The organism is Collinsella sp. CLA-ER-H5, from assembly GCF_040092375.1.
Classification (GTDB): Bacteria; Actinomycetota; Coriobacteriia; order Coriobacteriales; family Coriobacteriaceae; genus Collinsella.
Map to the genome: position 1 here is coordinate 17,650 of NZ_JBBNLR010000018.1, position 24,072 is coordinate 41,721.

Below are 24,072 nucleotides of genomic sequence, written 5' to 3' on the forward strand. Positions count from 1 at the left end.
TAATGGGTCTGTTTAACGCCGTCATGGCGCTCTCGGGCATGATCGACACGGATGCGATCGAGGACGAGCGCCTTGCGCGTCATACGAGCTATCGTATCGGCGGCAAGGCCGACCTCTTTGTGACGTGCCATAGCTATCATGCCCTCCGTCGCGCCGTGGCGGTGCTCGATCGCGAGCAGGTGCCGTGGGTCATCATCGGCAAGGGCTCCAATCTGCTGGTTGCCGATGGCGGTTATCGCGGTGCCGTCATTTCGCTCGGACGTGAGTTTCAGCGCACGGTTGTTGCCGATGACGGTTGTACGCTGACGGTCGGTGCGGGCGTGATGTTTGCGCGCCTGGTCAACGATGCCCTGTCGCGTAGCCTCTCGGGCCTTGAGTTTGCCGTTGGCATTCCTGGTTCGGTCGGCGGTGCGATATCTATGAATGCCGGCACACGGACCGAGTGGATTGGCTCGCTGGTTGAGGATGTCGTAACGTTTGACCCGGCATCCGGTATCAAGCATTATGCGGGGTCCGAGATCACTTGGGGCTACCGCGAATGTAGCCTTCCCCGCAATGAGATCATCCTCGAGTGCGTGTTCAAGCTTAAACCGGCGCCCAAGGCCGACATTCGCGAGCGCATGGAGCGGTACCTTACAAGGCGCAAGCGTACGCAGCCCATGGGTCGCGCATCCTGCGGGTCTGTCTTTCGCAACCCGCCCGATGCGAGTGTGGGCAAGCTTATCGAGGATTGTGGATTAAAGGGTTTTTCGATTGGCGGCGCGGAAGTTTCGCCCGTTCACGCTAATTTTATCGTTAATAACGGAACTGCCTCGGCCGATGACGTTGCCGCGGTTATTAGACATGTGCACGGAAAGGTGAGGGAGGCGTATGGCATCGAGCTCAGACCGGAAGTTAAATTCCTCGGCTTCTAGAGCATCGAAGCCCACCTTCCGCCGCGCCGGAGGGCGTTCCGGCGCGCCTGCCAAACCTCAACGCAATACCGTCGCGCACTCTAAGTCTGTCGGGCATGCTCGACAGGCCAGTCGTCCGGTCGTCGGCTCGCAGCTCGGTAATCGTCCGGCCGCAAAAAAGTCCTCGCGTCCCTCGGTTACGTCAAAGCCTGTTATGGGCGCCAAGCCTGTCCGTCCCATGGCAGCTCCCAAGCCCTCGACGGGAACTAAAGCGGTGCGTCCAGGTCGCACGCTGGGCGCATCGAAACCGCGCTCGCTGACATCGGTGCCGGCTACCGCCAAGAAGTCTTCGGGTAAAAAAGGTTTCAACCCGTTATCTTCACTTGGAGCGATGGCAAATAAAACATCAGACGCCGCTTCTGTCGTTACAGGCAAAGGCAAAATCGTGGGCGGCGTTCTGGCCGTCTTGGCCGTGCTCGTCGTCGTTGCCATCGTGATGATCAACTCTGGATTGTTTACTGCCACTGATATTCAGATTCAAGGCAGCGAGCATGTGACGAAGCACGATGCTATCCAGCTGATCGACTTGCCCGAGGGAACGTCGCTTTTTAACGTCGATCCCGACCAGATTACCGAGGATCTCAAGCAGAACCCGTGGGTTTCGGGCGTGGATGTCCAGCGCCAGTTTCCCCATACGCTTATCATCACGCCGACGGAGCGTAAAGTTATCGCCATTGCGTATATCAGCTCCGACGACCTTGCCTGGGCTATCGGAGACGATGACACCTGGATCGCCCCGCTGTCGACGTCGGTCGAAGTGGACGACCAGGGCAACGTCATCACGACAGGGCAGGGCTCAAATACCTTGACCGGAATCGATGCCGCGCTGGCGCTCGCCAAGCATTATGGCGCGGTGTTGTTGACTGATGTCTCGGCGGATGTCGCTCCGGTTTCCGGCCAGGCGGTGAACTCCAAGGCCGTTAAGGCCGGCCTGGATTATGTGCGTGGTTTTTCGACCGAGTTCTTGGGACAAGTCAAGGATATTTCCACGCCTTCGGTCGAAGCCATCTCGGCAAACCTCAATAACGGCATTGAGGTGTCGCTGGGCGATTCGGACGATATCGCCAAGAAGGAACGCGTAGTCACCAAGTTGCTTTCGCAGGTAGAGGGCGTAACGTATATCAATGTGCGCTCTCCAGGCAACTACACATTTAGGAATGCTCCGACCTCGTAGCGCTGGTTGATGCTTTGTTGAGGGGCCATACCACGCCGTTTATCTGGTTTGTTTGGTTTTCACGGTCAATTATTTGACTGATACGTTCATAATGTGCAAACATAATACGGTTTACCTTTGCATTTACTTTCAACCTGAAGGTTAATGTGCGCAGGGGTCGACCCATGCTATGGCTATAACCTTTGTTCGGAGGACCGACATGCACGAGACAGAGATCAACAACTACCTTGCCGTCATTAAGGTGGTCGGCGTCGGCGGCGGCGGTACCAACGCGGTCAATCGAATGATCGAAGAGGGAATCCGCGGCGTCGAGTTTGTTGCCATCAACACCGATGCTCAGGCACTCGCGATCTCTGATGCCGATATCAAGGTGCACATCGGCACCGACCTTACCCGCGGCTTGGGCGCCGGCGCCAATCCCGAGGTTGGCCGCAAGGCTGCCGATGAGTCCCGCGACGACATTGCCGAGGCGCTCGCTGGCGCCGACATGGTGTTTATCACCTGCGGTGAGGGCGGTGGCACCGGTACCGGCGCTGCTCCCATCGTTGCCGATATCGCGATGAACGAGGTCGGCGCACTGACCGTCGCCGTCGTGACCAAGCCCTTCACCTTCGAGGGCCGCAAGCGCAAGAAGAGCGCCGAGGAGGGCATCAAGACCCTCTCCGATTGCGTCGACACCATGATCGTCATCCCTAACGATAAGCTGCTCGACATCGCCGAGAAGAAGACCACCATGCTCGAGGCCTTCGCGATTGCCGATGGCGTTCTTTCTCAGGGCACCCAGGGCATTACCGACCTCATCACCGTCCCCGGTATCATCAACCTGGACTTCGCCGATGTTAAGACCATCATGAAGCAGGCCGGTACCGCCATGATGGGTATCGGTACCTCTTCTGGGGATACTCGTGCCGTCGACGCTGCCCAGCAGGCCATCTCCAGCCCGCTGCTCGAGAGCTCCATCGATGGTGCCACGCGCGTGCTGCTCTCCATCGCCGGTTCCAAGGACCTGGGCATCCAGGAGATCAGCGACGCCGCCGACGTTGTCGCCAACGCCGTCGACCCCGAGGCCAACATCATCTTCGGTACCGTTGTCGACGAGTCCCTGGGCGATCAGGTGCGTATCACCGTCATCGCTACGGGCTTCTCCGACTCCAACGTCAACCGTCAGGATGAGCTTTTTGCTGCTCAGCAGTCTCAGAGCAAGGCCGCTGCCTCCGCTGAGCCGCAGCGCACCGCTCCGGCTGCCAGCCCGGCTCAGGCCGCTCCGACCCGCAACGTCGGTGGTACCGAGCTGCCCAACTTTGGCAACGACCAGTTCGAGCTTCCCGACTTCCTAAAGCGCGGTAGCTTCTAGTTCGTTTTTCTCAACGACCTGCACGGGGTGTGTCCATTCGGATGCACCCCGTTTTGTTTCTCGTTTGTAAACGAAAGCCTCCAATCTCCTTACGTTCCCTTTACGTTTGGTCCCTACCGCTGCGGGTATCCTTTTAAGGAAGTATGACAGCCGTATAAACGCGGACTGCGCGGCGACGCCGCGGTACTTGTGTTATTAGGAGGCTTTAGTATGGCAGCACGTGCGGACAACGTTTCGCGTGTCGACCATGATGGAGTTACGTTGGTGGAGGGCGCGACATCCGATGTCCGCTTTGCCTTTACCGAGCGCACCGGTGGCGTTTCTGAAGATGCGTACTCCTCGCTCAACCTGGGCTCGCATGTAGGCGATGACCCCTTTGCTGTTCAAGAAAATCGTCGTCGAGCGCTCGAAGCTATGGGCGCCACTGAGTGCGAGCATAATCTGCTCGTGCCCAATCAGGTACATGGTGACCATATCGTTACGGTGACTTCGAACGGCGCCGACGATCTTGAGGCTGTTCGCGAGCAGATTGCCGAGGGCTGCGACGCCATCGTCTGTACGGCCCATGACGTGCCCGTGCTGCTCTGCTTTGCCGACTGCGTTCCCGTGGTGCTGGTGGCCCCCAGCGGATTTGCCGTGGTGCACTCCGGTTGGAAGGGCACGATTGCACGTATTTCTGCCAAGGCGTGCCAGGCGCTTTGCGATGCTGCCGGCTGCGATGCGAGCGACGTTTCCGCCTATATCGGGCCCCATATCCTGGGTGACGAGTACGAGGTTTCCCAGGAGCTCATGGATCGCTTTGCCGCCGAGTTCTCTTGGATCGATGCGAGTACCTCTCGCATGCTCGATCTTTCCGCTGCCATTTGCGAGGCGCTGGTAGATGTCGGTGTCGACGCGGATAATATCGTGGATACCCAGCTTTCGACCGTGCGTCAGAACGACCGCTTTTATTCCTACCGTAACGAGGACGGCACCTGTGGGCGCCATGCCGCGATCGGCGTGATGCTATGAGAAAGATCGTATCGGTCCTGAGCGCCGCTGTGCTTACGCTTACGCTGTGCGCCTGTTCTTCGGGATCTTCTACCTCTTCCATTACTGTGGCCGGCTCCACGACCTGCCTTCCTATCGCCGAGATTGCGGCAGAGGGCTTTAAGGAGGAGACCGGCATCGACGTGCTCGTTTCCGGTTTGGGTTCTTCCGCTGGCATCGAAGCCGTCAGCGCTGGCACGGCCGATATCGCCAGCTCCTCCCGTGGACTCAATGCCGACGAACAGGATTTGGGCCTGACTCCCATCGTCATTGCCCACGACGGTATCGCGGTCATCGTGAACGACGATAACCCGGTCGATAACCTCTCGACCGAGCAGCTCCGCGATATTTACGCCGGCAAGATCACCAACTGGAAAGAAGTCGGTGGCGAGGACCTGAGGATTCAGGTCATCAACCGAGATGAGGCGTCCGGCACGCGTGAGGCCTTTCGCACCATCGTGATGGACGGCACCCCGTTCGATCGCCGCTCGGCCGTTCTTTCGGGCACGGGCCAGGTGCGCGACGTGGTATCTCGTTCGCGCGGGGCTATCGGCTACATTTCGCTGGGCTTCGTCGATAGCCTCAACGCCAAGACCTCGGTCAAGGCCGTCTCGGTCAATCATGTTGAGGCGTCCGAGAAGACGGTCGCGAGTGGCGGCTATCCCATCTCGCGCGACCTTTACTTCTTTGTGAAGGGTGCGCCTTCGCAGCAGGCGCAGGATTACATCGACTACGTGACGTCCGAAAAGATGGACAAGCAGATTCGCGAGGCGGGCTTTATTCCCGTCACCAACGACGAGAAGGGGAGTGAGTAGCATGGAAGCACAGGAAAACTCCCAGACTGAGCAGAATGCTCAGGCGCCCAAGAAGCGCGAGCTGGCGCTCGTATCGCGCAGCACCTATATCAAGGAGAAGGCGCTGCAGTGGATTTTCTTTGCCTGCGCGTTCTTGGCGGTTGTTACCGTCATCCTGATTTTTGTCTTTACCACGTACTCGGCGCTGCCCGTCTTTACCGACATCGGTCTGGCGGACTTCTTTAGCTTTACGTGGGCGCCCTCTGAGGGCCACTACGGCATCGTGTCGCTGCTTGCCGGCTCGGGTCTGGTGACCGTCGGTGCGCTCGCCATGGGTGTGCCCCTAGGCGTGGGCACGGCCGTGTATCTGGTCGAGATCGCCAGCAAGCGCGTGCGCAAGCTCATCAGCCCTGCCGTTGACCTGTTGGCCGGCATCCCTTCTATCATCTATGGCTTCTTTGGCATGATCATCATCCGTCCGTTTATCGCGCAACTGACCGGTGGTCTTGGTTTTGGTGCGCTGACGGCGTGGTTCGTGCTTGCCATCATGATCGTCCCTACCATCACCACGCTCACCATCGATGCCCTCAATTCCATTCCCATGGGTATTCGCGAGGCATCGTATGCCATGGGTGCTACTAAGTGGCAGACCATCTATAAGGTCGTGCTACCTGCCGCCAAGCTGGGTATCGTGGATGCCATCGTGCTGGGTATGGGCCGTGCCATCGGCGAGACCATGGCCGTGCTCATGGTCGTGGGTAACGCCCCGGTTATTCCCGACAGCATTGCGAGCCCCATCTCGACGCTCACGAGCCAGATTGCGCTCGACATGAGCTATTCCTCGGGTCTGCATCGCTCGGCGCTGTTCGGCATGGGCGTGGTCCTGTTTATCATTTCCGCCACGCTGGTGGGCATCGTCCGCCTGGTTTCCAAGAAGAAGAGGGGGTAGGCTATGTCCGATTCCGTTGACACGACGGTCGATACGACCTCGTCGCGCGAGCGCATCAAGCGTGCCCTTTCCCACGGCAAGAAGGGCCGCATCAACAAGGACCTGTCCAACAAGATCATGCTTGGCGTGTTCCGTGCCGCGGCATACATCACCACGCTGGTGCTGGTCGCTATCATCGCCTACGTGGTCATCAACGGCCTGCCACACATCTCGCTCGACTTTATCTTCGGTTGGCCCCAGGGCGTCAACGCCGAGGGCGGTATTTGGCCCACGATCGTCTCGACCGTCTATGTGACGGCGCTCGCCATGCTTATCTGCACGCCGATCGCTGTGCTGGCAGCCGTCTATCTGGCCGAGTACGCCAAGCAGGGCAAGATCGTTGAGCTCATTCGCTACGCTGCTGACGCTTTGGCCTCGGTGCCCTCCATCGTTATGGGCCTGTTTGGCTACGCCTTGTTTGTCGAGGCTATGGGTCTGGGCCTTTCGATGGTCTCGGCCGCTCTGGCGCTTGCGCTCTTGATGCTTCCCATCGTCATGCGCACCACCGAAGAGGCCATTCGCGCCGTTCCGCGCTATATCCGTTGGGGCGCGTATGGCCTGGGCGCCACCAAGTGGCAGGTTGTCTCCAAGATCGTGCTTCCTTCTGCCTTTGGCCGTATTGCCACGGGCATTGTCCTTGCCATCGGCCGTGCCATTGGCGAGACCGCCGTGGTGCTCTACACCATGGGCCAGGCCATCAATCTACCTATCTCGCCGCTCGATTCCGGCCGCCCCATGACCGTTCACCTGTACCTGCTTGCCAACGACGGCATCAACATGAACGCAGCCTACGGCACCGCGCTCTTGCTGATGGTGATCATTCTGGCCTTCAACCTGTTTGCGCGCTTCCTGTCGCGCAAGCGTCGCTAGTTAAGGAGTCCCATGTCCGTTTATCAGTCCGCTCCCACGCTGGAGCAAGCGGCCATTACGGCCAAGGATTTCAACTTTTGGTACGGTGACTTTCATGCGCTGACGGGGCTCGACCTCAACATCGCCAAAAACGCCATCACCTCCTTCATTGGCCCTTCGGGCTGCGGTAAGTCGACGTTTTTGCGCTGCATCAACCGCATGAATGACCTGATCGAGGGTACGCGCGTCGAGGGCACCATGACGCTCGACGGCAACGATATCTATGCCGAGGGCGTCGACCCGGTCGACCTCCGTCGCCGCGTGGGCATGATTTTTCAGCAGCCCAACCCGTTTCCCAAATCCATCTACGAGAATGTCGCCTTTGGCCCTCGTCTGCAGGGCGTGACTAGCAAAAGCGACCTCGATGACATCGTGGAAGAATCGCTCAAGCGCGCCAACCTCTGGAAAGAGGTATCCAATCAGCTCAACAAGGATGGTTTGGCGCTCTCGGGCGGTCAGCAGCAGCGTCTGTGCATCGCGCGCGTGCTTGCGGTGCAACCCGATGTCCTCCTGATGGACGAGCCCTGCTCCGCCATCGACCCCACGTCCGTCTCTAAGGTCGAGGATTTGATGGCCGAGCTGGCGCCCGAGATGACGATCATCATCGTCACGCATTCAATGCAGCAGGCAGCTCGTATCAGCGACTACACCGCATTCTTCTTGCAGGAAGTTGCCGGTGAGCCTGCCACGCTCATCGAGTATGGTCAAACCGACGCGATCTTCACCAGCCCGGTGGACTCGCGGACGGAAGACTATATCACCGGCCGCTTTGGCTGATCGGTGCGACTAGTCCCAAGCCGATCGGACCTGGTCCGGTGCGTATTCACTGTGCGGGCGGCATGACCGCACCCAACTGATTGGAGTGAACCATGCGCAAACTGTTTTCCCGTCAGCTCGTCGAGGCCCGTCACGAGATGCTGAGCATCTATGAGGCCGTCGATCTGGCCCTCCACGATGCCGTGAAGGCCTATGTGACCGACGACCGCAAGCTCGCCACCAAGACCAAGAAGCGCACGCTTTCGATTGACGCGCGCTGCGCCAACTTGGAGGCCGTGTGCTACAACCTGATCGCCACGCAGTCGCCGGTCGCCTCCGACTTCCGCTTGCTGCAGACGATTATCTACGTCGACTTTAACCTGCAGCGCATGACCGATAAGGTTCGCCAGATCTGCCGCGCCACGCGTCACATGGTCAAGGCCGACATCTCGCTGCCCCAGGAGCTCGTCGGTACGGTTGAGGCCGAGGCCGAAGCTGTTTACCAGGTGCTGGGCTCTTCGCTTTCTGCGCTCGTCACCAATGACATGTCCATCATCTGCAACTTGGCCGTCGAGGACGAGCCGGTGCACACCGCCTACGAGAAGTTCTTCCGCACCTTTAATCGTATGGATACGGGCGACTTTATGGACGACGACAGCAACTATGACGACCTGCGCCGCGCCATCATGGTTTCGCGCTACCTCGATCGCATCGCTTCCATTTCCATCGATGCCGCTTGCCGTCTGACCTTCCTGTTGACTGGTCAGCGTATGAACGCCGGCGATATCGCCCGTGTGGACGAGGATGAGCTCGAGAGCATGCGCGTGCCTTCGGGCGAGGGTGTTATCATGAGGCCCGCCGTCGACGCGCGTTACGTTGCCAAGGTGCCCGCCAACGAGGTCAGCGAGGGTCTTCGCTACCTGCTCGATCATCTTGAGGACGAGGACGATGGCGAGGACGACGAGGAGTAAGTGACCCCGTTCGTCGAAAGATTGTAAATACCTAAGTGAGCGCGGCCTTGCACATGCGGGGCCGCGCTCTTGCGTTAGCATGGGACTACTTGTTTGGCTGTCAGCGGAGGCGATTGGCAATGGATAACTATTTGGACTTGATGCGCGCTCGCCGCGAGCAGATTCTGGAACGTTTTTATGCGGCGCTCGATCGCGCGGGCCGCCCCCACGACGCCGCGCGCCTCATTGCCGTGTCCAAGACCGTTGGTGTCGATGAGACCGTTGCCGCCATCCAGGCGGGGTATCGCCATTTTGCCGAGAACCGCCCGCAGGAGCTGGTTCGCAAGCTCACGGGTCTGGCGGAGCATCCGGAGCTGCCCGAGGTGCGCTTCGATATGATCGGCAACCTGCAGACCAATAAGATCAATGCGGTGCTGGGCTCAGCCGAGCTGATTCACTCGGTGGGTTCGCTGCATCTGGCACAGGCGATCTCGAGCCGTGCTGTCCGCAAGATTGAGGCAGGCGAGCTCGCCGGCCCCCAGCGTGTGCTCATCGAGGTCAATGTGAGTGGTGAGGAGTCGAAGGGAGGCTTTTCGCCCGATGAGATTCGCGCCGCCGCGGGTGAGCTTGCGGAACTTGAGGGAATTTGCGTACAGGGGCTTATGACTATGGCGCCCCGGGGGAATAAGGATGTGGCACGCCGCACCTTTGCGGGGCTTCGTGAGCTGAGGGATGAGCTGGAGGCGGCGCATCCCGATTTGAACCTGCCTGAGCTTTCCTGCGGCATGAGCGAGGACTTTGAGCCTGCCCTTGAGGAGGGCTCTACGCTCGTTCGCCTGGGCAGGGTAGTATTTAGCCCGGAGTTTGCAGTAAAATAAGGCTCTGAAGTGCGCACTGATTATCGGGGCGCCTGCACTAAACCGCGAGAGGACACAACCATGGGCTTCCTTGACGAGATTAAAAATAAGATGCACCTGGGCGGCCAGCAGGGTTACGACCAGGGTTATGGCCAGGACGACGACTACGGCTACGATGACGGCTATGACGATGGTTATCAGGGCAACGGCTACAGCGGTGCTTCGGGCGAGGGCTTCTACACCCAAGACGAGCCGAGCAACGGCCTGCTTGGTCAGACGCGCCGCGGTGAAGCTGAGTCGGTTGCCGTGTATACGCGCTCCGGCCAGCTGGTCGGCGATGACTCCCGCCATGCCACGACGTATAACCCGCCTTCGCGCTCGCAGGACAGTGTTGCGAGCGGTTATCGTCCTGGTGCCTATGACACGCCGTCGAGCTACGCCGAGAACACCCGCGCCCGTGCCGCCGCTGCGCCCGCGCCTGCACCGAGCGATGCCTCGGCCTATGCGAGCAATATCATCAACGCCACGCCGCAGCTGCCGGCCTATGTCCTGCGCCCCGAGAGCTATGACGACGTGGAGACCGTGGTGCGCCGCGTTCGCACCAAGCAGCCTGTCGCACTGATTTTTGTGGGCGTACGCACCGAAGTTGCCAAGCGCGTCTTGGACTTCTCTTACGGCTTTGCCTGCGGTCTGGGCGCCACGGTCAAGGAGGTAGGCGACCGCGTGTTCATGGTGCTGCCCGCCGGTTGCGAGGTCAAAGATTCCGATCTCAAGAAGCTTCGTGCCGACGGCTACCTTAAGTAAAGACAAGACGAGGAGATTCCCATCAACATCTACACTATCGTCCAGCTGGTCAACACGCTGTTCAACTTCTATTCCACGCTCATTGTCGTCTACTGCTTTATGACGTGGATTCCCATGAAGCAGGGCGGTTTGCTTCAGGATATTGCTGCGGTGCTCGATAGCGTGTGCGGTCCGTGGCTCGGCCTGTTCCGTCGTTTCATCCCGCCGATGGGCGGTGTCGATTTTTCGCCGGTCGTTGCGATTATTGCGTTGCAGTTGGTGCAGAGGCTGGTTCTGCAGCTTCTTATAGGTATACTCGTATAGAACTGACTTAGTAACTTACGTCGGGCGTGTACGCCGAGGCGATGAAAAAGGAGACTTGTTATGGCTATTACCCCTGCAGACATCCAGGCTCAGACTTTCTCTGAGGCCAAGCGTGGCTACGATCCTGCCGAGGTCGACGTCTTCTTGGAGACGCTGTCCTCCGAGGTTGACGCTATGCTCGCTAAGATTGTCGACCTTAAGGGTCGTCTGACTGCTACCGAGCAGCAGCTTGCCGACGCACAGGCTCAGCTTGCCCAGGCTCAGGATGCCACCGCCCAGGCCGTTCCTGCCGCCCCCGTGGCTGCTCCCGCCCCTGACTTCTCCGCTCAGGAGCGCCAGATTTCCGCTGCCCTGATCGCTGCCCAGCAGACCGCTGAGACCATCGTCAACGATGCCAACGAGAACGCTGAGCGTATCCGCAACGAGGCTGACGCCAAGGCCCGCGAGGTTATCCGCCAGGCTCTGACCGAGAAGCAGGCCGAGCTCGAGGAAATCGACCGTCTGAAGGCTTCCCGCGAGGAGTTCAAGGCCGAGTACCTCAAGCTCATCCAGCACTTTATGGATGATGCCCAGAACTCCTTCCCGGCCGACCTCATGGCCTCCACGCCGGTCGGTTCTGCCGCTTCTCCTGCGGTGACTGTTCCCGCCGAGCCGCTGCCCGTCGCTGACCCGGTTGTCCCCGTGGCCGATCCCTTCGCCCCGATCGACAACTTTGCCGCCGACGATCTGGACTAACATTCGTCCTGCAATTTAGTGCCTAGAAAGGACCCGCACCTTGCGGGTCCTTTTTTATGACTGTGCAGGGGCGCGCAACATAAAAAACCGAGCCCTGCACATAATGGCGCAGAACTCGGCAAATGGGTGAGCGGTAAAAGGTAGGTTTTAGGGCATGTGCCAAAAACTACTTGAGGAGGAAGTTGGGGAGGGGAATGGTGCGGGCCTCGCGATGCTCGGGATCGGCGATGTGGTCGGCAGGATAGCCACAGACGAGCATGTGATAGGGATAGACGCCCTTGGGCAGGTTGAACTGCTCCTGTGCCACCTCAGGCTTAAAATGGCATACCCAGCACGTTCCCAGGCCCTGCTCGGTGGCCTCCATCATCATCTGGTCGCACACGATGGACGTATCGATTTCACTGGAATTCATCTGGTCATACGGGCGCACCCAAGCATCATCGGTAACGCTGCAAATAAGGAAGACAAGCGGAGCTCCAAAGATAGACCCATCACGAGCAAACCGAGGCTGACAAGCAGCAGCCTTCTCCAACAGCTCAGGCGTATCCAGCACCATCACACGGGCTGGATGATTATTACAAGCAGAAGGAGCAATCCGCCCCGCCTCAACAATGGCATCCACTACCGACTGCTCAACAGGACGGTCCTCAAAAGAACGACAAGAATACCGACCACGAGCCAGATCTAAATACGCCATACGAACCCTCCAAAGCTAACAAAACAACCCAAAGCTAAGCAAAAGGGTACCCAAAGCCCCATCCAGTCAAACGTTTAAGGCGGTTCCAAAGTTTCCAATCGGGCCCCAAGGCCCTGCCAACAAAAGCCCCATCGCTTTCAAAGTATCAGCCAAAGTTCCAATGGCGGTACGTAAGGGAGCGGGCCCGGCCACTAATAACCTTTTGAACGACTCTGCTTGCAGCCGGAGTGAAAAAGGTTATTAGTGGCCGGGCCCGCGACCGGTGGGACATGTACCCCCAATTAACTGTTCTTCATGACAATCGAATCCACGACATCGGCCACATTCTCGCAGCAGTCGGCGCAGTACTCCAGGAAGGCGTACACGTCACGCCAGGCGATGACCTCGAGCGGGTCCTTGCCGTTGACATGCAGGTTACGCATGGCGTTGATATAGAGCTCGTCGGCCTCGGACTCGATGGTGTTGATCTGGATGACGAGTTCGCGCAGGGTCTTGGACTTGCGGTAGTTGGGAAGCTCGACCATAAGGTCCTTCATGGCGCGGCAGGCGTCGGTCACCTTGTGAGCGATGACGATGGCATCGGGGTGGATGCTCTGGATATTGGTGAAGTAGACGCGCTGCACGACGCCCTCGATGCGGTCGAGCACGGTGTCGAGCGAGCAGCTCATCAGGTCCAGATCCTCGCGCTCAAGCGGGGTGATAAAGGCGGTGAGCAGGGCGTCCTCAAGCTCATGGTGCTTCTTGTCGGCCGCATGCTCGATCGCATGCATCTTGTCGAGCATATCGTGAATCTTTGCGGGATCGAAGTTCTCGAAAATCTTGGTAAGCAGCTCGGCGGCCTGGACGGCGAGGTCGGCGCAGGCGACGTAGTTGTCAAAGTAGAACGAATCGGGTTTCTTTGCCATGAGTGGGTCCTTTCGAGGCGAAGACGGGTGGGCGAGGTGTTACGGTCCGGATGGACGTTCGGTTTGACTAGATGAACATCATGAACAGCTTGGCCATGACAAAGCTGATGAGTCCGCAGGCGGGGAAGGTGAAGAACCAGGTGAACATCATGTCCTTGACGACGCCGAAGTTGATGGCCGAGAGGCGTTTGACGGCACCGACGCCCATGATGGCGCAGGTCTTGATGTGCGTGGAGGACACGGGGATGCCGGTAAGGGTGGCAAGCAGCAGGTTCGCGGCGCCCGCCAGGTCGGCGGAGAAGCCCTGGTACTTTTCGAGCTTGACCATGCTCTGGCCAACGGACTTGATGATGCGCTCGCCGCCCACGCTGGTGCCGATGCCCATGGTGGCCGAGCATAGCAGCATAATCCAGATGGGGATGCCGGCATCGCCGACGCTCGTCTGGCCGCTGGCAAAGGCCACGCCTAAAAAGAGCACGCCGATGAACTTCTGTCCATCCTGCGCGCCGTGCATAAAGCTCATGGCCGCAGCGCTCGCGATCTGAGCGTATTTAAAGAAGACATTGGCACGTCGCCTGTTGGCGGCGGCGAAAAGAATCGAGACGAGCTTGCACAGGACCCAGCCCATGACAAAGCCCAGACCGATGGAGAGCGCCAGGCCGTAGATGACCTTCATCCACTCGTGGACGTTGACGCTGCTCGCACCGCCGAGGGCGATGGCGGCACCGGTCAGGCCGGCGATAAGGCTGTGGCTTTGCGAGGTGGGGATGCCAAAACGCGACGCTGTGGCGCCGTAGACGACGATGGAGAACAGCGCCGCGCACAGGCAGGCGAGCGCCATGGTACTGTTTCCGCCAAAGTCGACAATATGGGAGATGGTGTTGGCGACGCTCGCGTTAAAGTGCGTCATGATGAGCACGCCGAGGAAGTTGAATGCGGCACTCATGAGAATGGCGGCGCGGGCGGGCATGCAACGCGTAGTGACGCAGGTCGCGATGGCGTTGGGTGCGTCGGTCCATCCATTGACGAAGATGGCGCCGAGCGCGAGGATCACGGTGACGGCAAGGACTGGGTTCGACACAAGTTGGCCGAGGAAGGTTGAGAACGTTACGTCCATATATGGGCTTTCTCGAAGTTTGCAGGCACGTTACAGAAACATGATAAATCGTATCACCTCCTGCGGGTTTCTTTACCGAATTCTGATGGGAGCAGTGAATTTTTTGGCACTAAAAATGAATATTAGCCCTGTTGACCGTGGGTGTTCTTTTTGCTAACACACCATGAGGACACGTGCGCGCGCCCCAACACCCCAAAACCACAGTCTGTTCGCTTTACAATATGCAAACATGCGTTCGATAATGGGAGGCATGGAATATCGACAGACAGACGGCAAAACTCGGCGCGTGCACAAGCAGTATGTGGACGTCGTGGCTCGCATTCTCGCGGGCGGACAGGTTGTGCCGGTTACCGTCTGCTGGGTTGACGGTCGCTGCTTTACGATTGACGAGATTGTCTCGTCCACCGGTTTTGGCCTGACGGTTCACGGCATTCGTACGGCGACTTATGAGGTTCGTTTTGGCGGGCACGCGACCGAGTTGTATCTGGAGGACCAGACGCGCGAGCGGGCGGACGGCTCGCAGGCACACGTGATGCGTTGGTGGGTGTGGGCGTTCGACCGAACACTCGAGAGCGAGCGCCGCAGGTAAGAACGCGTGGCGTTCGGGTACAATGGCAGGAAACTTGTCAGCTACGGCGCCGTCGCGGTGCTTTTTGAAAGGACGAAATTATGAACGATATCCAGGGCTATCAGAATGGCCCCATCGAGACCGGCGCAAGCCGTGCCAAGGAGATGTCGCCGCGCGCGTACAACCTTGTCATGTCTGCTCTGATCTTTTTGGGCTTTTGCGCCATGGGCGCCGGCGCCTACTTTACGAGCACCATGTCGTTTGCGCGCATGATGATGAGCGGCGCCGCCCTACCGCTGGTCTTTGGCTCGTTTATTTTAACCATCGTCGGCATGGTCATGATGTCGGCTGCTGCCAGCAAACAGTCCGTGGGCCTGTCCCTTGTGGGCTACGTGGTCTTTGCGAGCACCTTTGGCCTGACGGCGTCGTTTGGTCTTGCCAACTACGACCTGCCTACCATTAACACCGCCTTTATCGCCACGGCCGCCATCACCTTTGTCTTTGGTGCGCTGGGCGTGACCTTCCCCAAGTTCTTCCAGCGCGTGTATGGCATTGGTTTTGGCATCCTGCTTGCCACGATTCTGGTCGAGATCGTGCTGATGTTCATGGGCGTTTCGCAGTCCATCACCGACCTGATCGTGATCGTGGTGTTCGCCGGCTTCATCGGCTACGACACCTATGTGGCAACGACGGTGCCGCCCACGCTGCCCAACGCCGTGCTCATGGCATCCAACCTGTTCGTGGACATCATCAACGTGTTCCTGCGCATTCTGAACATCCTCGGCCGTCGCGATTAAAGCGCGGCATTGCGATGCTTCCTGCCGGACACGGTAAAACGATGCGAAGGGCGGTCCTTCGGGGCCGTCTTTTTTGTGCGCGGCGGGGTATCATGGATGGGAAAAGCCGATAGCGGCAGCGACAGGAAAGGTGGCCACGTATGGCAGACGTCGACAACAGGAACCGTAACCGCAGGTCCAACCGAGCGGGTCAGCCCAATCCCAAGCGCGAGGCCCGTGCCAAGGCCGCCGAGCGTCACGTGGCAACTGTGTCCGAAGCGTGTGCCAAGGATATCGAGCGTTCGCTTGCCGATGTTCGCGAGTTTGACGGTATGCCTGCCGGCTTTGTCGCGGCGATGAAGGCCAAGGTTCAGAGTGCTGTGGCCGCCGAAGAACAGGTTGCCGAGGACGTCGAGGGCGCGGAGGCTGCCGAGGTCGAGGCAGCGCTCGAGACCGAGGCAGCGCCCGAGCCCGTCGAGGAGCCTGCCGAGGAAATCGCCGAAGCTGAGTCCGCGCCTGCAGAGGAGCCCGCTCCGGTCCTGCCCGAGGTCACTGTGCTTGATGCCTCCGCCACGCAGGCCATCCTGGACAACGGTCGTGGCTATGCGCAGTTCTGCGACATGGCCGTGCTCGCCTTTGCCTCGTTCACCAACCCGGGCGGTGGCTATATTCAGGGTTATCTGGGCCAGGAGGCCACGCTGTGCGCCGATTCGTATCTGTACAACGTTCTCGATAAGCAGCGCAAATGGTACGGCGAGAACCGTCGCCGCAACATCAACTGCGAGCTCTATCGTAACCGTGCCCTAGTGGTGCCTGCGGTGCGCTTCGACCGCAACCACGTGCATGCATACGCCGACGTGATCGTGGCCGCCGCGCCCAACGTTAAGCGCGCCCGCCAGGAGTATCGCGTGAGCGACGATGCTCTGCTGGATGCCCTGCGCGACCGCATCCGCTTTGTGCTCGCCATCTGCGACGAGTTGGGTCGCGAGAAGCTCGTGCTGGGCGCATGGGGCTGCGACAACAACGGCTTTGATGCCGAGGCCGTGGCCGAGCTCTTCCGCAAGGAGCTCGCATCGGGCGACTTCAAGGTCAAGCAGGTCTTCTTTGCCGTGCCCTCTACGCGCTGGGACGAGGACTTCGCCAAATTCGAGCACGTGCTGGCAAACTTCCCCGAGCGAAACGAGGAGTCCTATGCTCAGGTTGCCGCCCGCGCCGCAGCCGCCCGTGCCGCCGAGCAGGCTCAGGCCGCTGCCGAGGATGACGAGGATGACGACGACTGGCACAAGTACCTGTAAACGGTGCTCGTGATGCGATATACCGAGCCGACGGGAGAGGCTGCTCCTGTCGGCTTTTTATTGAGTGGGGAGCTTACGATGAAAAACGTTCTGTGCTTTGGTGACAGCAACACCTATGGTTACGATCCGGCGGGCATGCGCGACGGTACCGCGGTGCGCTATGCGCAGGATGTGCGCTGGTGTGGCGTGGTCCAACGTGACTTAGGCGAGGGCTGGCATGTAATTGAAGAAGGCCTCAACGGCCGCACGACGGTACGCGACGACATGTGCCATCTGGACACTAACCTCAACGGCATTCGCGCGCTTCCGATGCTGCTCGAGGCTCATAAGCCGCTGGACGCCATTGTGATCATGCTGGGCACCAACGACTGTAAGACGGTCTTTAACGTGACAGCTTCCGATATCGCCCGTGGCGCCATGGCGCTGATTCGCGCCGTCCGCGCGTTTCCGTGGACCGACGCTGCGCCTTGCCCGCGCATCCTGCTGATGGCTCCTATCAAGATCAAGCCGCAGATCGCCGATGTATATATGACCGATTTTGACGAGCGTTCCGTCGAGGCATCTGAGCATTTTGGCGAGTACTATGCGCACGTGGCCGAGCAGTTTGGCTGCGACTTTTTGAATGCCGCCGAGTTTGCCGAGCCGGGCGATATCGACTATCTGCATATGATGCCCGAAAGCCACGAGAGCTTGGGACATGCCGTGGCAGCCAAGCTCCAAGAGATGCTCGGTGAGTAGCGCGACCCCAAGCCACTACAAAGGGGACAGGCACCTTTGTGGTGGTTTTGCCCGGGTAAACGAACGGATTGGCTGCCATATGGGCATGGACGAGCTCATCGACCTCTTTGCCGAGGGCGATGAGCTCGTCTCCAATACCGCTTTTGAGGATTTGGATCTTGCCTACGACGTGGCGAACGGCGCGACCTTCGATGGCGTTGTGTTCCGATCTTGCGAGTTCGATAGCGTTGACTGGAGCGGCTCGACGTTTCGCGACGTGGTGTTTCGCGGTTGCCGCTTTATCCGCTGCAACATGGAAGGCTGCTGGCTCAGCCGCTGTGACTTCGTTGACTGCTCGGCACCGGGACTCAACTTGCTCAAGGCGCGCCTGTCGAGCGTGTCGTTTGGATCGTGCGATTTGAGCTATGCGAACCTTTCGGAGGGACGCATTGGCCCTATGACAGCATGCGATACACGTCTGAGAGAGGCTGCGTTTCAGGGTGCCAAGCTGGGTCAGATACGCCTGGATGGCTGTGACCTGACGCGTGTTGATGTGTTCAAGACGTCGCTTTCCGGCGTTGATGTGTCGCGCTGTACATTTGCAGCGCCCGTTGTTTCGGGCGATTACCATGAGTTGCGTGGCTTGACGGTCAATGCCGAGCAGGCGCTGGCACTCTCGGGTTTGTTGGGAATTCAACTCGCCGACGACTAGACGCCCCGGTCCTTTGCTCGACCGCTATCTAAAATCAAACCGTCGCAACATTTAATGATTTTTCGCGTTTGCACGATTTTCATCGAATGTTGCGACGGTTTTTGGTGCAAAGTAGCCTGTCTCTTTTTGGCAGGTTACTGGCTATTTAGTACTGCCACATGTGGTTGACAGGGCCGGAGCCTTTGCCCATGTTCAGGCCGGCGGCCAGAGCGCCTGTCAGGTATGCCTTGCCCGCATTGACGGCATCGGCAAGATCCATGCCCTGGGCCAGCGCGCAGGCGATGGCGGACGAAAGCGTGCAGCCAGTGCCGTGTGTGTTGTCGGTCTCGATGCGCTTGTGGCGGAACCACGTGGTGAGCGGATCGCCCAGATGGTTGCCCTCGTCATCGAGCGGTGCGGGCTCTGCCAGCACATCGTTGGCCTCGTTGACAAGATGCCCACCCTTAACGAGGGATGCGCAACCAAAGCGGCGGGTGAGGAGCATGGCAGCATTTTGCTGTGTGCGCTCGGAGTCGACCTCGTAGTCAAGCAGGGCCATGGCCTCGGGAATATTGGGCGTGATGACGGTTGCTAGTGGGAACAGGCGGCGGGTGAGCGCCTCGGCGGCATCTTCGGCAATCAGCCGTGCGCCCGAGGTGGCTACCATGACGGGGTCGACTACCACGTTTGTCGCGTTCCAGTCGCTCAGGCGGTCGGCGATAACCTCGATAATCTCGGCAGAGGAAACCATGCCGATCTTGACGGCGTTGGGGCGGATATCGTCAAAAACGGCGTCGATTTGCGCGGCGACGATATCTGGCGAGATGGTCTGTACGGCGGTGACGCCCAGGGTGTTCTGTGCGGTGATGGCGGTGATGGCTGTCTCGGCATACAGGCGGTGCGCCGTGATGGTCTTGATGTCGGCCTGAATGCCGGCGCCGCCGCTGGAATCGGATCCCGCGATGGACAGGACGGCGGGTACCTTGCTGCGATCCATGCTCGCTCCCTTGTTCGGTCGGAATCAAATGGGTCTTTAAGCCAGCATTATAAAGATGCCCGGGCCGGCTGTATGCCGATCCCGGGCGGGCGGTGCAATCTTAACGCAAATAAAAACAAATGTTCACATGTCAACAATTGACGAACGCCTCGGTGCTGCCAAAAGCGATTGTGGCGACGCGTTAGTCCTCCATGCCGAGATCGATCGTCGTACCCTCGAACACCTTGTTGACAGTGCGGACGGCGCACATCTTGCCGCACATGGTGCAGGTGCCCTCGGTGGCGGCGGGGGATTCCTCGTAGCGCTTCTTGCCGGTGACCGGGTCGAGGGCGCACTTCCACATGGCGTCCCAGTCGAGCTTGCGGCGTGCCTGGCCCATCTTGTCGTCCATGTCGCGGGCGTGCGGCACCTTCTTGGCGATATCGGCGGCGTGCGCGGCAATCTTAGTGGCCATGAGGCCATCGAGCACGTCTTGGGCGTTGGGCAGGCACAAGTGCTCGGCCGGCGTCACGTAGCACAGGAAGTCGGCGCCGGAGCTGGCGGAGATAGCGCCGCCGATGGCGGCGGTGATGTGGTCGTAACCCACGCCGATATCGGTCACCAGCGGCCCGAGCACATAGAACGGGGCGTTGTGGCACAGGCGCTTCTGCAGTTTCATGTTGGCGGCGATCTCGTCGAGCGCCATGTGACCCGGGCCCTCGACCATGACTTGGACGCCGGCGGCCCAAGCGCGCTTGCACAGCTTGCCCAGCTCGATCATCTCGGCGGTCTCGGTGGCGTCGTTGGAGTCGTAGAGGCAGCCCGGGCGGCAGGAGTCGCCGAGCGAAATCGTCACGTCGTACTCGTGGCAGATCTCGAGCAGCTCGTCAAAGTACTCGTAGAAGGGGTTTTCGTTGCCGGTGACCTCCATCCAGCCAAACAGCAGCGAGCCGCCGCGGCTCACGATGTTCATCAAGCGGCCGGTCTCCTTAAAGGTCTTGGTGACCGACTTGTTGATGCCGCAGTGGATGGTCATAAAGTCCACGCCGTCCTCGGCGTGCGCGCGCACGACCTCGAACAGGTCATCCTTGGTAAGCTTGACCAGCGGCTTTTCCATGTAGCCGATGGCGTCGTACATGGGGACGGTGCCCACCATGAGCGGCGTCTCGTCGATGAGCTGCTGGCGGAACTGGCGCGTCTTGCCCGAGTTGGAAAGGTCCATGATGGCGTCGGCGCCAAAGTCCTCGGCGATCTTGACCTTCTTCCATTCCTCGGCGGCATCGGCTTTATCGCCCGAGATGCCCAGGTTGACGTTGACCTTAGTAGACAGGCCCTCGCCGACACCAAAGGCGCGCATGCCTTTTTTGATGTGCACGATGTTGGCGGGAATGGCGATGCGGCCGTCGGCCACGCGCTCGCGGATGTACTCGGGGTCGCGATGCTCGCGCTCGGCGACTTCCTTCATCTGCGGCGTGATCTGCCCGGCGCGGGCGAAGTCGATTTGCGTGACGAGCTTGGGCTCGGTCTGTGTGCTCATTGGCACGGCTCCCTTCGTTGGCATTACCCATATCAGGTTTGCGGGTCAGGGCGGGCGCGCCCAGTCTCAGCCTGCCGTCCTGTCCTGCAAGCTCCCCGTTTATGTAATGGGCTCAAGTATAGCTCGAATGGGTACGATTGGCCTAACGAGCGTGCCTGTGGGGAGGCGAACATGGAAGACAAGCATCTATATCGAGAGACGCAATGGGATGTATCGGCCGAGGAAAGCCGTGCGCACCATGGCCTTGTCGCGATCGGTTTTGCGGTGCTTGCCGTGCTGGTGATTGCCTTTTGTATCTGGACGTTTGGCGGTCACGGCGGCGCTGCATGGGAGTTCGAGGCCGACGATGCCCTGCCGATCATGACAGTGAAGGTTACGGGCGGCAATACCGTTGCCGCGCCGGGCGACTATTGGTATTCGCGCGATGGATTTGTCCAGCTTCAGCTGAGCGGTGGGTCTATTCCTGGTGAGGAAATCGAACGCGTGACGTATGATGCGGCGCTCAAAACGCTGACGGTGAAGCTCAAGAATCAGGGCGACGTGCCTACGACTATGGATATCGCGCTGACGGAATGGCGCTTGGAGCCCCCGACGGGTGTTGCGGTGTCCGAGGTGGAGCATGTCAAGATTACCTATCAGGACGGCTCGACAAACGAAGTTGCCAAAGCCGACGGCTTGGCGGAATAGACGCCGTGCCTGGGCAGCACATTCAAAAGTAGCGGTGGTCCTACAAGGTCTGTTCGTTCAGGAAGACCAAAGTGTTCTTATTTGAAAGCTCGGGAAAGTGACGATAACCAACGTCAAACGCGGTGAGCCCGCTTACATCCTCGAGCTTGTTTTCTGCCATCCAGCGCACCATGGAACCACGTGCCTTTTTGCTGGCGGTCGAGCGCTGGATGGGCTTGCCGTTGCGGATGCCTTCGCCAAAGAGGCACGTGACGACCGTGGCGTCGCCCGCGAGATGGGGCAGAACGGCTTTGGCGTACTCTACGCTGGCGAGGTTGACGATCGTGGTGTTTGAGCCTGCCGGGGCGATAGCCCGCGCGAGCTTGTCGCTCCAAAACGCGTAGAGGTCTGGGGCATCGTCAACGGCGAGCTTCGCGCCCATTTCCAGCCGATATGGTTCCACGGCATGAAAGGGGCGAACGCACCCGTAGAGGCCAGAGAGGATCCACAGGTGGCTTTGCAGCCATGCGAGCTGCGCGGAATCCATCACCTCGGGCGCCATGCTCTGGTATTGAATGCCGTGGTAGGACATGACGGCAGGGGAGAGGTGACAGGCGAGTGCGGGATTGTCGAGATCGCCGTTTTTCAGGATGGGCCCGAACTCATGCAGGGTGTTGAGGCAAGGCCCCAGCAGTTTGTCACTCACGTTCCATAGCGCCTGCAGGCTGTCGCTGCCTTCATTCCGCTCGATATCTAGCAGTGCGCGGTGGAGGCGAGCCGTCTCGCGCGCAAAGGGTGGGATGCCCAGGACTTCAAAAGCATCTTGGGCCGCGCGCATCTGCTTGGCGGGCGAAATGACGACCTGCAGCATGGACTCTCCTCTGCCAAAAAGGAAGTTGCGGTGGAATACGGTCTGTTTTGGCCGTTTATGGGCCAGGTTAGTCTGTATTTCACCGCAACTGATGAAGGGTTGGTTACGCGCGCTCGATGAAGGCCTTGTAGCCGCGATAGGCCTCGTAGATATCGGCCTTGTTGGCGACCTCCCACAGGGCGTGCATGGACAGGACGGCAACGCCGGAGTCGATGACGTTCATGCCATACTCGGCCATGATGTAGGCGATGGTGCCGCCGCCACCCGCGTTGACGCGGCCGAGCTCGCAGGTCTGGAAGTCCACGCCTGCCTCGTCCATGATGTCGCGGATGAGGGCCACATACTCGGCGTCGGCGTCGTTGGAGCCGCCCTTGCCACGGCTGCCCGTGTATTTGTTAAAGCACAGGCCGCGACCCATAAAGGCGGCGTTCTTGGTCTCGAACTTGCCGGCGTAGCCCGGGTCAAAGCCGGCGGACACGTCAGAGGAGAGCATGCGGCTGCGGGCGAGTGCGCGGCGCAGGGCCAGCGGGCTGCTCTCGCCGGCGAGCGTCATGATCTCGGCGACGGTGTTCTCGAAGAAACGGCTCGTCATGCCGGTGGCGCCCACGGAGCCGATCTCCTCCTTGTCGACGATGAGCGTGATACTCGTACGCTCGACGTCTGCCACGTTGATCTGGGCGAGCATGGAGGGGTAAGCGCAGACGCGGTCGTCGTGGCCATAGCCCAAAATCATGGAGCGGTCGAGACCCATGTCGCGGGCGGGGCCGGCGGGCACGACCTCGATCTCGGCGGAGAGGAAGTCCTCCTCCTCGACATCGTACTGTTCCTTGAGGATATCCAAGAACATCTGCTTGACGGGCTCCTTGGGGGCGTCCTTGTCGTCCTCGTCAAACTTGACGGGGCGGCCGCCCACGATCACGTCGAGGATCTCGGCGTCGACGGCGTCCTTGGCGGGCTTGGACATCTGCTCGCTCGAGAGGTGGATCAGCAGGTCGGAGATGGTAAAGACCGGGTCGTCAGCTTTGTCGCCGATGTTGATGTCGACGGTGGTGCCGTCCTTTTTGCAGATGACGCCCACAAGCGCGAGCGGGGAGGCCACCCAGTGGTAGCTCTTGACGCCGCCGTAGTAGTGCGTGTCGAGGTAGGCCATGTCGCCGGCCTCGAAGGCGGGGTTTTGCTTGAGGTCCAGGCGCGGCGAGTCCACGTGGGCGCCCAAGATGTTAAAGCCCTGCTCGAGCGGGGCGGTGCCAAGGTTGACGAGCATAAGGTCCTTGCCGTGGTTGGCGGCGTACACCTTGTCGCCTGCCTTGAGCTCGCGGCCTTCGGCGATCACGGTCTCCAGGTTGACGTAGCCCGCCTCCTCGGCCATCTTGATGCCGGTCTTGACGCACAGGCGCTCGGTCTTGTTCTCGCTCAAAAACTGCTTATAGCCGCGGCAAAGCTCCTCGAGCTCCTCGATTTGCTGTGGCGTGTACTTTTTCCATGCGCAGGGACGCTCCATGACGCAGGCTCCTTTCGGATCGATCGTGCTGGTTGATGTACCGTGAGCCATCGTATCACGCGCGGGCCCGCGGCGGCAGGGAAGCCTGATGTGCGGTGGCCGCGGGGCGGGGAGCGTGTAAACTGGTGTGAGCAAACCGTGCCCAGCCC

General features: G+C 59.7%; 26 protein-coding genes and 1 riboswitch. Of the genes, 19 read left to right on the forward strand and 7 right to left on the reverse strand.

Features of this window, described 5'->3' with window-relative positions; all coding sequences use genetic code 11:
• Positions 1-2 precede the first annotated feature (2 nt).
• The 13 genes from murB (at position 3) to AAAX31_RS07435 (ending at position 11,606) form a co-directional block, all read left to right on the forward strand.
• Entirely contained in the window at positions 3-914 is a 912-nt protein-coding gene (murB, locus tag AAAX31_RS07375; RefSeq protein WP_349076723.1) for a UDP-N-acetylmuramate dehydrogenase, read from the forward strand.
• A 424-nt stretch (positions 915-1,338) separates the two neighbouring features.
• The gene (locus AAAX31_RS07380) at positions 1,339-2,127 is read left to right on the forward strand and encodes an FtsQ-type POTRA domain-containing protein (protein ID WP_349076725.1); all 789 of its coding nucleotides are present in this window, start codon (positions 1,339-1,341) and stop codon (positions 2,125-2,127) included.
• Positions 2,128-2,326: 199 nt separating this feature from the next.
• Positions 2,327-3,481 (forward strand): cell division protein FtsZ, encoded by a 1,155-nt coding sequence (ftsZ, locus tag AAAX31_RS07385; RefSeq protein WP_055251674.1) that lies wholly within the window; start codon positions 2,327-2,329, stop codon positions 3,479-3,481.
• A gap of 210 nt (positions 3,482-3,691) precedes the next feature.
• Complete coding sequence (locus tag AAAX31_RS07390; protein ID WP_117655144.1) at positions 3,692-4,492, forward strand: polyphenol oxidase family protein; 801 nt, start codon at positions 3,692-3,694, stop codon at positions 4,490-4,492.
• On the forward strand, positions 4,489-5,325 hold the full coding sequence (locus AAAX31_RS07395) for a phosphate ABC transporter substrate-binding protein (RefSeq protein ID WP_055251678.1): 837 nt from the start codon (positions 4,489-4,491) through the stop codon (positions 5,323-5,325). The genes AAAX31_RS07390 and AAAX31_RS07395 overlap by 4 nt, the downstream gene beginning before the upstream one ends.
• A gap of 1 nt (position 5,326) precedes the next feature.
• Positions 5,327-6,253 carry a phosphate ABC transporter permease subunit PstC gene (gene pstC, locus AAAX31_RS07400; RefSeq protein WP_117736389.1) on the forward strand — a complete coding sequence of 309 codons (927 nt, stop codon included), beginning with the start codon at positions 5,327-5,329 and terminating at the stop codon, positions 6,251-6,253.
• Positions 6,254-6,256: 3 nt separating this feature from the next.
• Complete coding sequence (pstA, locus tag AAAX31_RS07405) at positions 6,257-7,162, forward strand: phosphate ABC transporter permease PstA (protein ID WP_055251684.1); 906 nt, start codon at positions 6,257-6,259, stop codon at positions 7,160-7,162.
• A gap of 12 nt (positions 7,163-7,174) precedes the next feature.
• On the forward strand, positions 7,175-7,978 hold the full coding sequence (gene pstB, locus AAAX31_RS07410) for a phosphate ABC transporter ATP-binding protein PstB (RefSeq protein WP_089571588.1): 804 nt from the start codon (positions 7,175-7,177) through the stop codon (positions 7,976-7,978).
• A gap of 92 nt (positions 7,979-8,070) precedes the next feature.
• On the forward strand, positions 8,071-8,928 hold the full coding sequence (locus AAAX31_RS07415) for a PhoU domain-containing protein (protein WP_349076729.1): 858 nt from the start codon (positions 8,071-8,073) through the stop codon (positions 8,926-8,928).
• A 119-nt stretch (positions 8,929-9,047) separates the two neighbouring features.
• A complete protein-coding gene (locus tag AAAX31_RS07420; RefSeq protein ID WP_089571590.1) occupies positions 9,048-9,785 on the forward strand; it encodes a YggS family pyridoxal phosphate-dependent enzyme in 738 nt (245 codons plus the stop codon).
• Between the two features lie 60 nt (positions 9,786-9,845).
• Positions 9,846-10,568 (forward strand): cell division protein SepF, encoded by a 723-nt coding sequence (locus tag AAAX31_RS07425; protein ID WP_022094497.1) that lies wholly within the window; start codon positions 9,846-9,848, stop codon positions 10,566-10,568.
• Positions 10,569-10,625: 57 nt separating this feature from the next.
• Complete coding sequence (locus AAAX31_RS07430; protein ID WP_255413349.1) at positions 10,626-10,871, forward strand: YggT family protein; 246 nt, start codon at positions 10,626-10,628, stop codon at positions 10,869-10,871.
• 60 nt (positions 10,872-10,931) lie between these two features.
• Positions 10,932-11,606 (forward strand): DivIVA domain-containing protein, encoded by a 675-nt coding sequence (locus AAAX31_RS07435; RefSeq protein ID WP_006234242.1) that lies wholly within the window; start codon positions 10,932-10,934, stop codon positions 11,604-11,606.
• A gap of 166 nt (positions 11,607-11,772) precedes the next feature.
• Here AAAX31_RS07435 and AAAX31_RS07440 read toward each other — a convergent pair whose 3' ends face one another.
• The 3 genes from AAAX31_RS07440 to AAAX31_RS07450 all read right to left on the reverse strand — a co-directional run bounded on the left by AAAX31_RS07440 (position 11,773) and on the right by AAAX31_RS07450 (position 14,325).
• Positions 11,773-12,303, reverse strand: coding sequence for a nitroreductase family protein (locus AAAX31_RS07440; RefSeq protein WP_349076730.1), 531 nt, complete (start codon positions 12,301-12,303; stop codon positions 11,773-11,775).
• A 281-nt stretch (positions 12,304-12,584) separates the two neighbouring features.
• Positions 12,585-13,208 (reverse strand): DUF47 family protein, encoded by a 624-nt coding sequence (locus AAAX31_RS07445; RefSeq protein WP_055251695.1) that lies wholly within the window; start codon positions 13,206-13,208, stop codon positions 12,585-12,587.
• Between the two features lie 67 nt (positions 13,209-13,275).
• Positions 13,276-14,325: an inorganic phosphate transporter gene (locus tag AAAX31_RS07450; RefSeq protein ID WP_055251696.1), complete on the reverse strand. Its 1,050-nt coding sequence runs from the start codon at positions 14,323-14,325 to the stop codon at positions 13,276-13,278.
• A 250-nt stretch (positions 14,326-14,575) separates the two neighbouring features.
• On the opposite strand from AAAX31_RS07450, the gene AAAX31_RS07455 reads away from it, so the two are divergent.
• From AAAX31_RS07455 to AAAX31_RS07475, 5 genes are all read left to right on the forward strand, one after another.
• Positions 14,576-14,914 carry a hypothetical protein gene (locus tag AAAX31_RS07455; RefSeq protein WP_349076732.1) on the forward strand — a complete coding sequence of 113 codons (339 nt, stop codon included), beginning with the start codon at positions 14,576-14,578 and terminating at the stop codon, positions 14,912-14,914.
• Between the two features lie 80 nt (positions 14,915-14,994).
• On the forward strand, positions 14,995-15,690 hold the full coding sequence (locus AAAX31_RS07460) for a Bax inhibitor-1 family protein (protein WP_117757011.1): 696 nt from the start codon (positions 14,995-14,997) through the stop codon (positions 15,688-15,690).
• 140 nt (positions 15,691-15,830) lie between these two features.
• The gene (locus tag AAAX31_RS07465; RefSeq protein ID WP_349076734.1) at positions 15,831-16,964 is read left to right on the forward strand and encodes a TIGR02452 family protein; all 1,134 of its coding nucleotides are present in this window, start codon (positions 15,831-15,833) and stop codon (positions 16,962-16,964) included.
• Positions 16,965-17,042: 78 nt separating this feature from the next.
• Positions 17,043-17,702 carry an SGNH/GDSL hydrolase family protein gene (locus AAAX31_RS07470; protein ID WP_117584214.1) on the forward strand — a complete coding sequence of 220 codons (660 nt, stop codon included), beginning with the start codon at positions 17,043-17,045 and terminating at the stop codon, positions 17,700-17,702.
• Between the two features lie 79 nt (positions 17,703-17,781).
• Entirely contained in the window at positions 17,782-18,393 is a 612-nt protein-coding gene (locus tag AAAX31_RS07475; protein ID WP_117757012.1) for a pentapeptide repeat-containing protein, read from the forward strand.
• A gap of 145 nt (positions 18,394-18,538) precedes the next feature.
• Here the strand turns inward: AAAX31_RS07475 and thiD are convergent, their stop codons facing one another.
• A complete protein-coding gene (gene thiD, locus AAAX31_RS07480) occupies positions 18,539-19,369 on the reverse strand; it encodes a bifunctional hydroxymethylpyrimidine kinase/phosphomethylpyrimidine kinase (RefSeq protein ID WP_349076735.1) in 831 nt (276 codons plus the stop codon).
• Positions 19,370-19,550: 181 nt separating this feature from the next.
• The gene (thiC, locus tag AAAX31_RS07485; RefSeq protein WP_099431544.1) at positions 19,551-20,885 is read right to left on the reverse strand and encodes a phosphomethylpyrimidine synthase ThiC; all 1,335 of its coding nucleotides are present in this window, start codon (positions 20,883-20,885) and stop codon (positions 19,551-19,553) included.
• A riboswitch (TPP riboswitch) is annotated at positions 20,878-20,993 on the reverse strand. Its footprint overlaps the gene before it by 8 nt.
• A gap of 63 nt (positions 20,994-21,056) precedes the next feature.
• Between thiC and AAAX31_RS07490 the strand changes: the two genes are divergently transcribed.
• Positions 21,057-21,572 (forward strand): hypothetical protein, encoded by a 516-nt coding sequence (locus AAAX31_RS07490; protein ID WP_117637535.1) that lies wholly within the window; start codon positions 21,057-21,059, stop codon positions 21,570-21,572.
• A gap of 40 nt (positions 21,573-21,612) precedes the next feature.
• Here the strand turns inward: AAAX31_RS07490 and AAAX31_RS07495 are convergent, their stop codons facing one another.
• Together AAAX31_RS07495 and AAAX31_RS07500 are read right to left on the reverse strand one after the other, a co-directional pair.
• Complete coding sequence (locus AAAX31_RS07495) at positions 21,613-22,422, reverse strand: YaaA family protein (protein WP_117798204.1); 810 nt, start codon at positions 22,420-22,422, stop codon at positions 21,613-21,615.
• 103 nt (positions 22,423-22,525) lie between these two features.
• The gene (locus AAAX31_RS07500) at positions 22,526-23,923 is read right to left on the reverse strand and encodes an aminopeptidase (RefSeq protein ID WP_349076738.1); all 1,398 of its coding nucleotides are present in this window, start codon (positions 23,921-23,923) and stop codon (positions 22,526-22,528) included.
• Positions 23,924-24,072: the final 149 nt, after the last annotated feature.

Bases quoted from the DNA above. Each gene is read 5' to 3' on its own strand.
- murB (WP_349076723.1), top strand. From the start codon at position 3: ATGGGTCTGTTTAACGCCGTCATGGCGCTCTCGGGCATGATCGACACG.
- ftsZ (WP_055251674.1), top strand. From the start codon at position 2,327: ATGCACGAGACAGAGATCAACAACTACCTTGCCGTCATTAAGGTGGTC.
- AAAX31_RS07390 (WP_117655144.1), top strand. From the start codon at position 3,692: ATGGCAGCACGTGCGGACAACGTTTCGCGTGTCGACCATGATGGAGTT.
- AAAX31_RS07395 (WP_055251678.1), top strand. From the start codon at position 4,489: ATGAGAAAGATCGTATCGGTCCTGAGCGCCGCTGTGCTTACGCTTACG.
- pstC (WP_117736389.1), top strand. From the start codon at position 5,327: ATGGAAGCACAGGAAAACTCCCAGACTGAGCAGAATGCTCAGGCGCCC.
- pstA (WP_055251684.1), top strand. From the start codon at position 6,257: ATGTCCGATTCCGTTGACACGACGGTCGATACGACCTCGTCGCGCGAG.
- pstB (WP_089571588.1), top strand. From the start codon at position 7,175: ATGTCCGTTTATCAGTCCGCTCCCACGCTGGAGCAAGCGGCCATTACG.
- AAAX31_RS07415 (WP_349076729.1), top strand. From the start codon at position 8,071: ATGCGCAAACTGTTTTCCCGTCAGCTCGTCGAGGCCCGTCACGAGATG.
- AAAX31_RS07420 (WP_089571590.1), top strand. From the start codon at position 9,048: ATGGATAACTATTTGGACTTGATGCGCGCTCGCCGCGAGCAGATTCTG.
- AAAX31_RS07425 (WP_022094497.1), top strand. From the start codon at position 9,846: ATGGGCTTCCTTGACGAGATTAAAAATAAGATGCACCTGGGCGGCCAG.
- AAAX31_RS07435 (WP_006234242.1), top strand. From the start codon at position 10,932: ATGGCTATTACCCCTGCAGACATCCAGGCTCAGACTTTCTCTGAGGCC.
- AAAX31_RS07440 (WP_349076730.1), bottom strand. From the start codon at position 12,303: ATGGCGTATTTAGATCTGGCTCGTGGTCGGTATTCTTGTCGTTCTTTT.
- AAAX31_RS07445 (WP_055251695.1), bottom strand. From the start codon at position 13,208: ATGGCAAAGAAACCCGATTCGTTCTACTTTGACAACTACGTCGCCTGC.
- AAAX31_RS07450 (WP_055251696.1), bottom strand. From the start codon at position 14,325: ATGGACGTAACGTTCTCAACCTTCCTCGGCCAACTTGTGTCGAACCCA.
- AAAX31_RS07455 (WP_349076732.1), top strand. From the start codon at position 14,576: ATGGAATATCGACAGACAGACGGCAAAACTCGGCGCGTGCACAAGCAG.
- AAAX31_RS07460 (WP_117757011.1), top strand. From the start codon at position 14,995: ATGAACGATATCCAGGGCTATCAGAATGGCCCCATCGAGACCGGCGCA.
- AAAX31_RS07465 (WP_349076734.1), top strand. From the start codon at position 15,831: ATGGCAGACGTCGACAACAGGAACCGTAACCGCAGGTCCAACCGAGCG.
- AAAX31_RS07470 (WP_117584214.1), top strand. From the start codon at position 17,043: ATGAAAAACGTTCTGTGCTTTGGTGACAGCAACACCTATGGTTACGAT.
- AAAX31_RS07475 (WP_117757012.1), top strand. From the start codon at position 17,782: ATGGGCATGGACGAGCTCATCGACCTCTTTGCCGAGGGCGATGAGCTC.
- thiD (WP_349076735.1), bottom strand. From the start codon at position 19,369: ATGGATCGCAGCAAGGTACCCGCCGTCCTGTCCATCGCGGGATCCGAT.
- thiC (WP_099431544.1), bottom strand. From the start codon at position 20,885: ATGAGCACACAGACCGAGCCCAAGCTCGTCACGCAAATCGACTTCGCC.
- AAAX31_RS07490 (WP_117637535.1), top strand. From the start codon at position 21,057: ATGGAAGACAAGCATCTATATCGAGAGACGCAATGGGATGTATCGGCC.
- AAAX31_RS07495 (WP_117798204.1), bottom strand. From the start codon at position 22,422: ATGCTGCAGGTCGTCATTTCGCCCGCCAAGCAGATGCGCGCGGCCCAA.
- AAAX31_RS07500 (WP_349076738.1), bottom strand. From the start codon at position 23,923: ATGGAGCGTCCCTGCGCATGGAAAAAGTACACGCCACAGCAAATCGAG.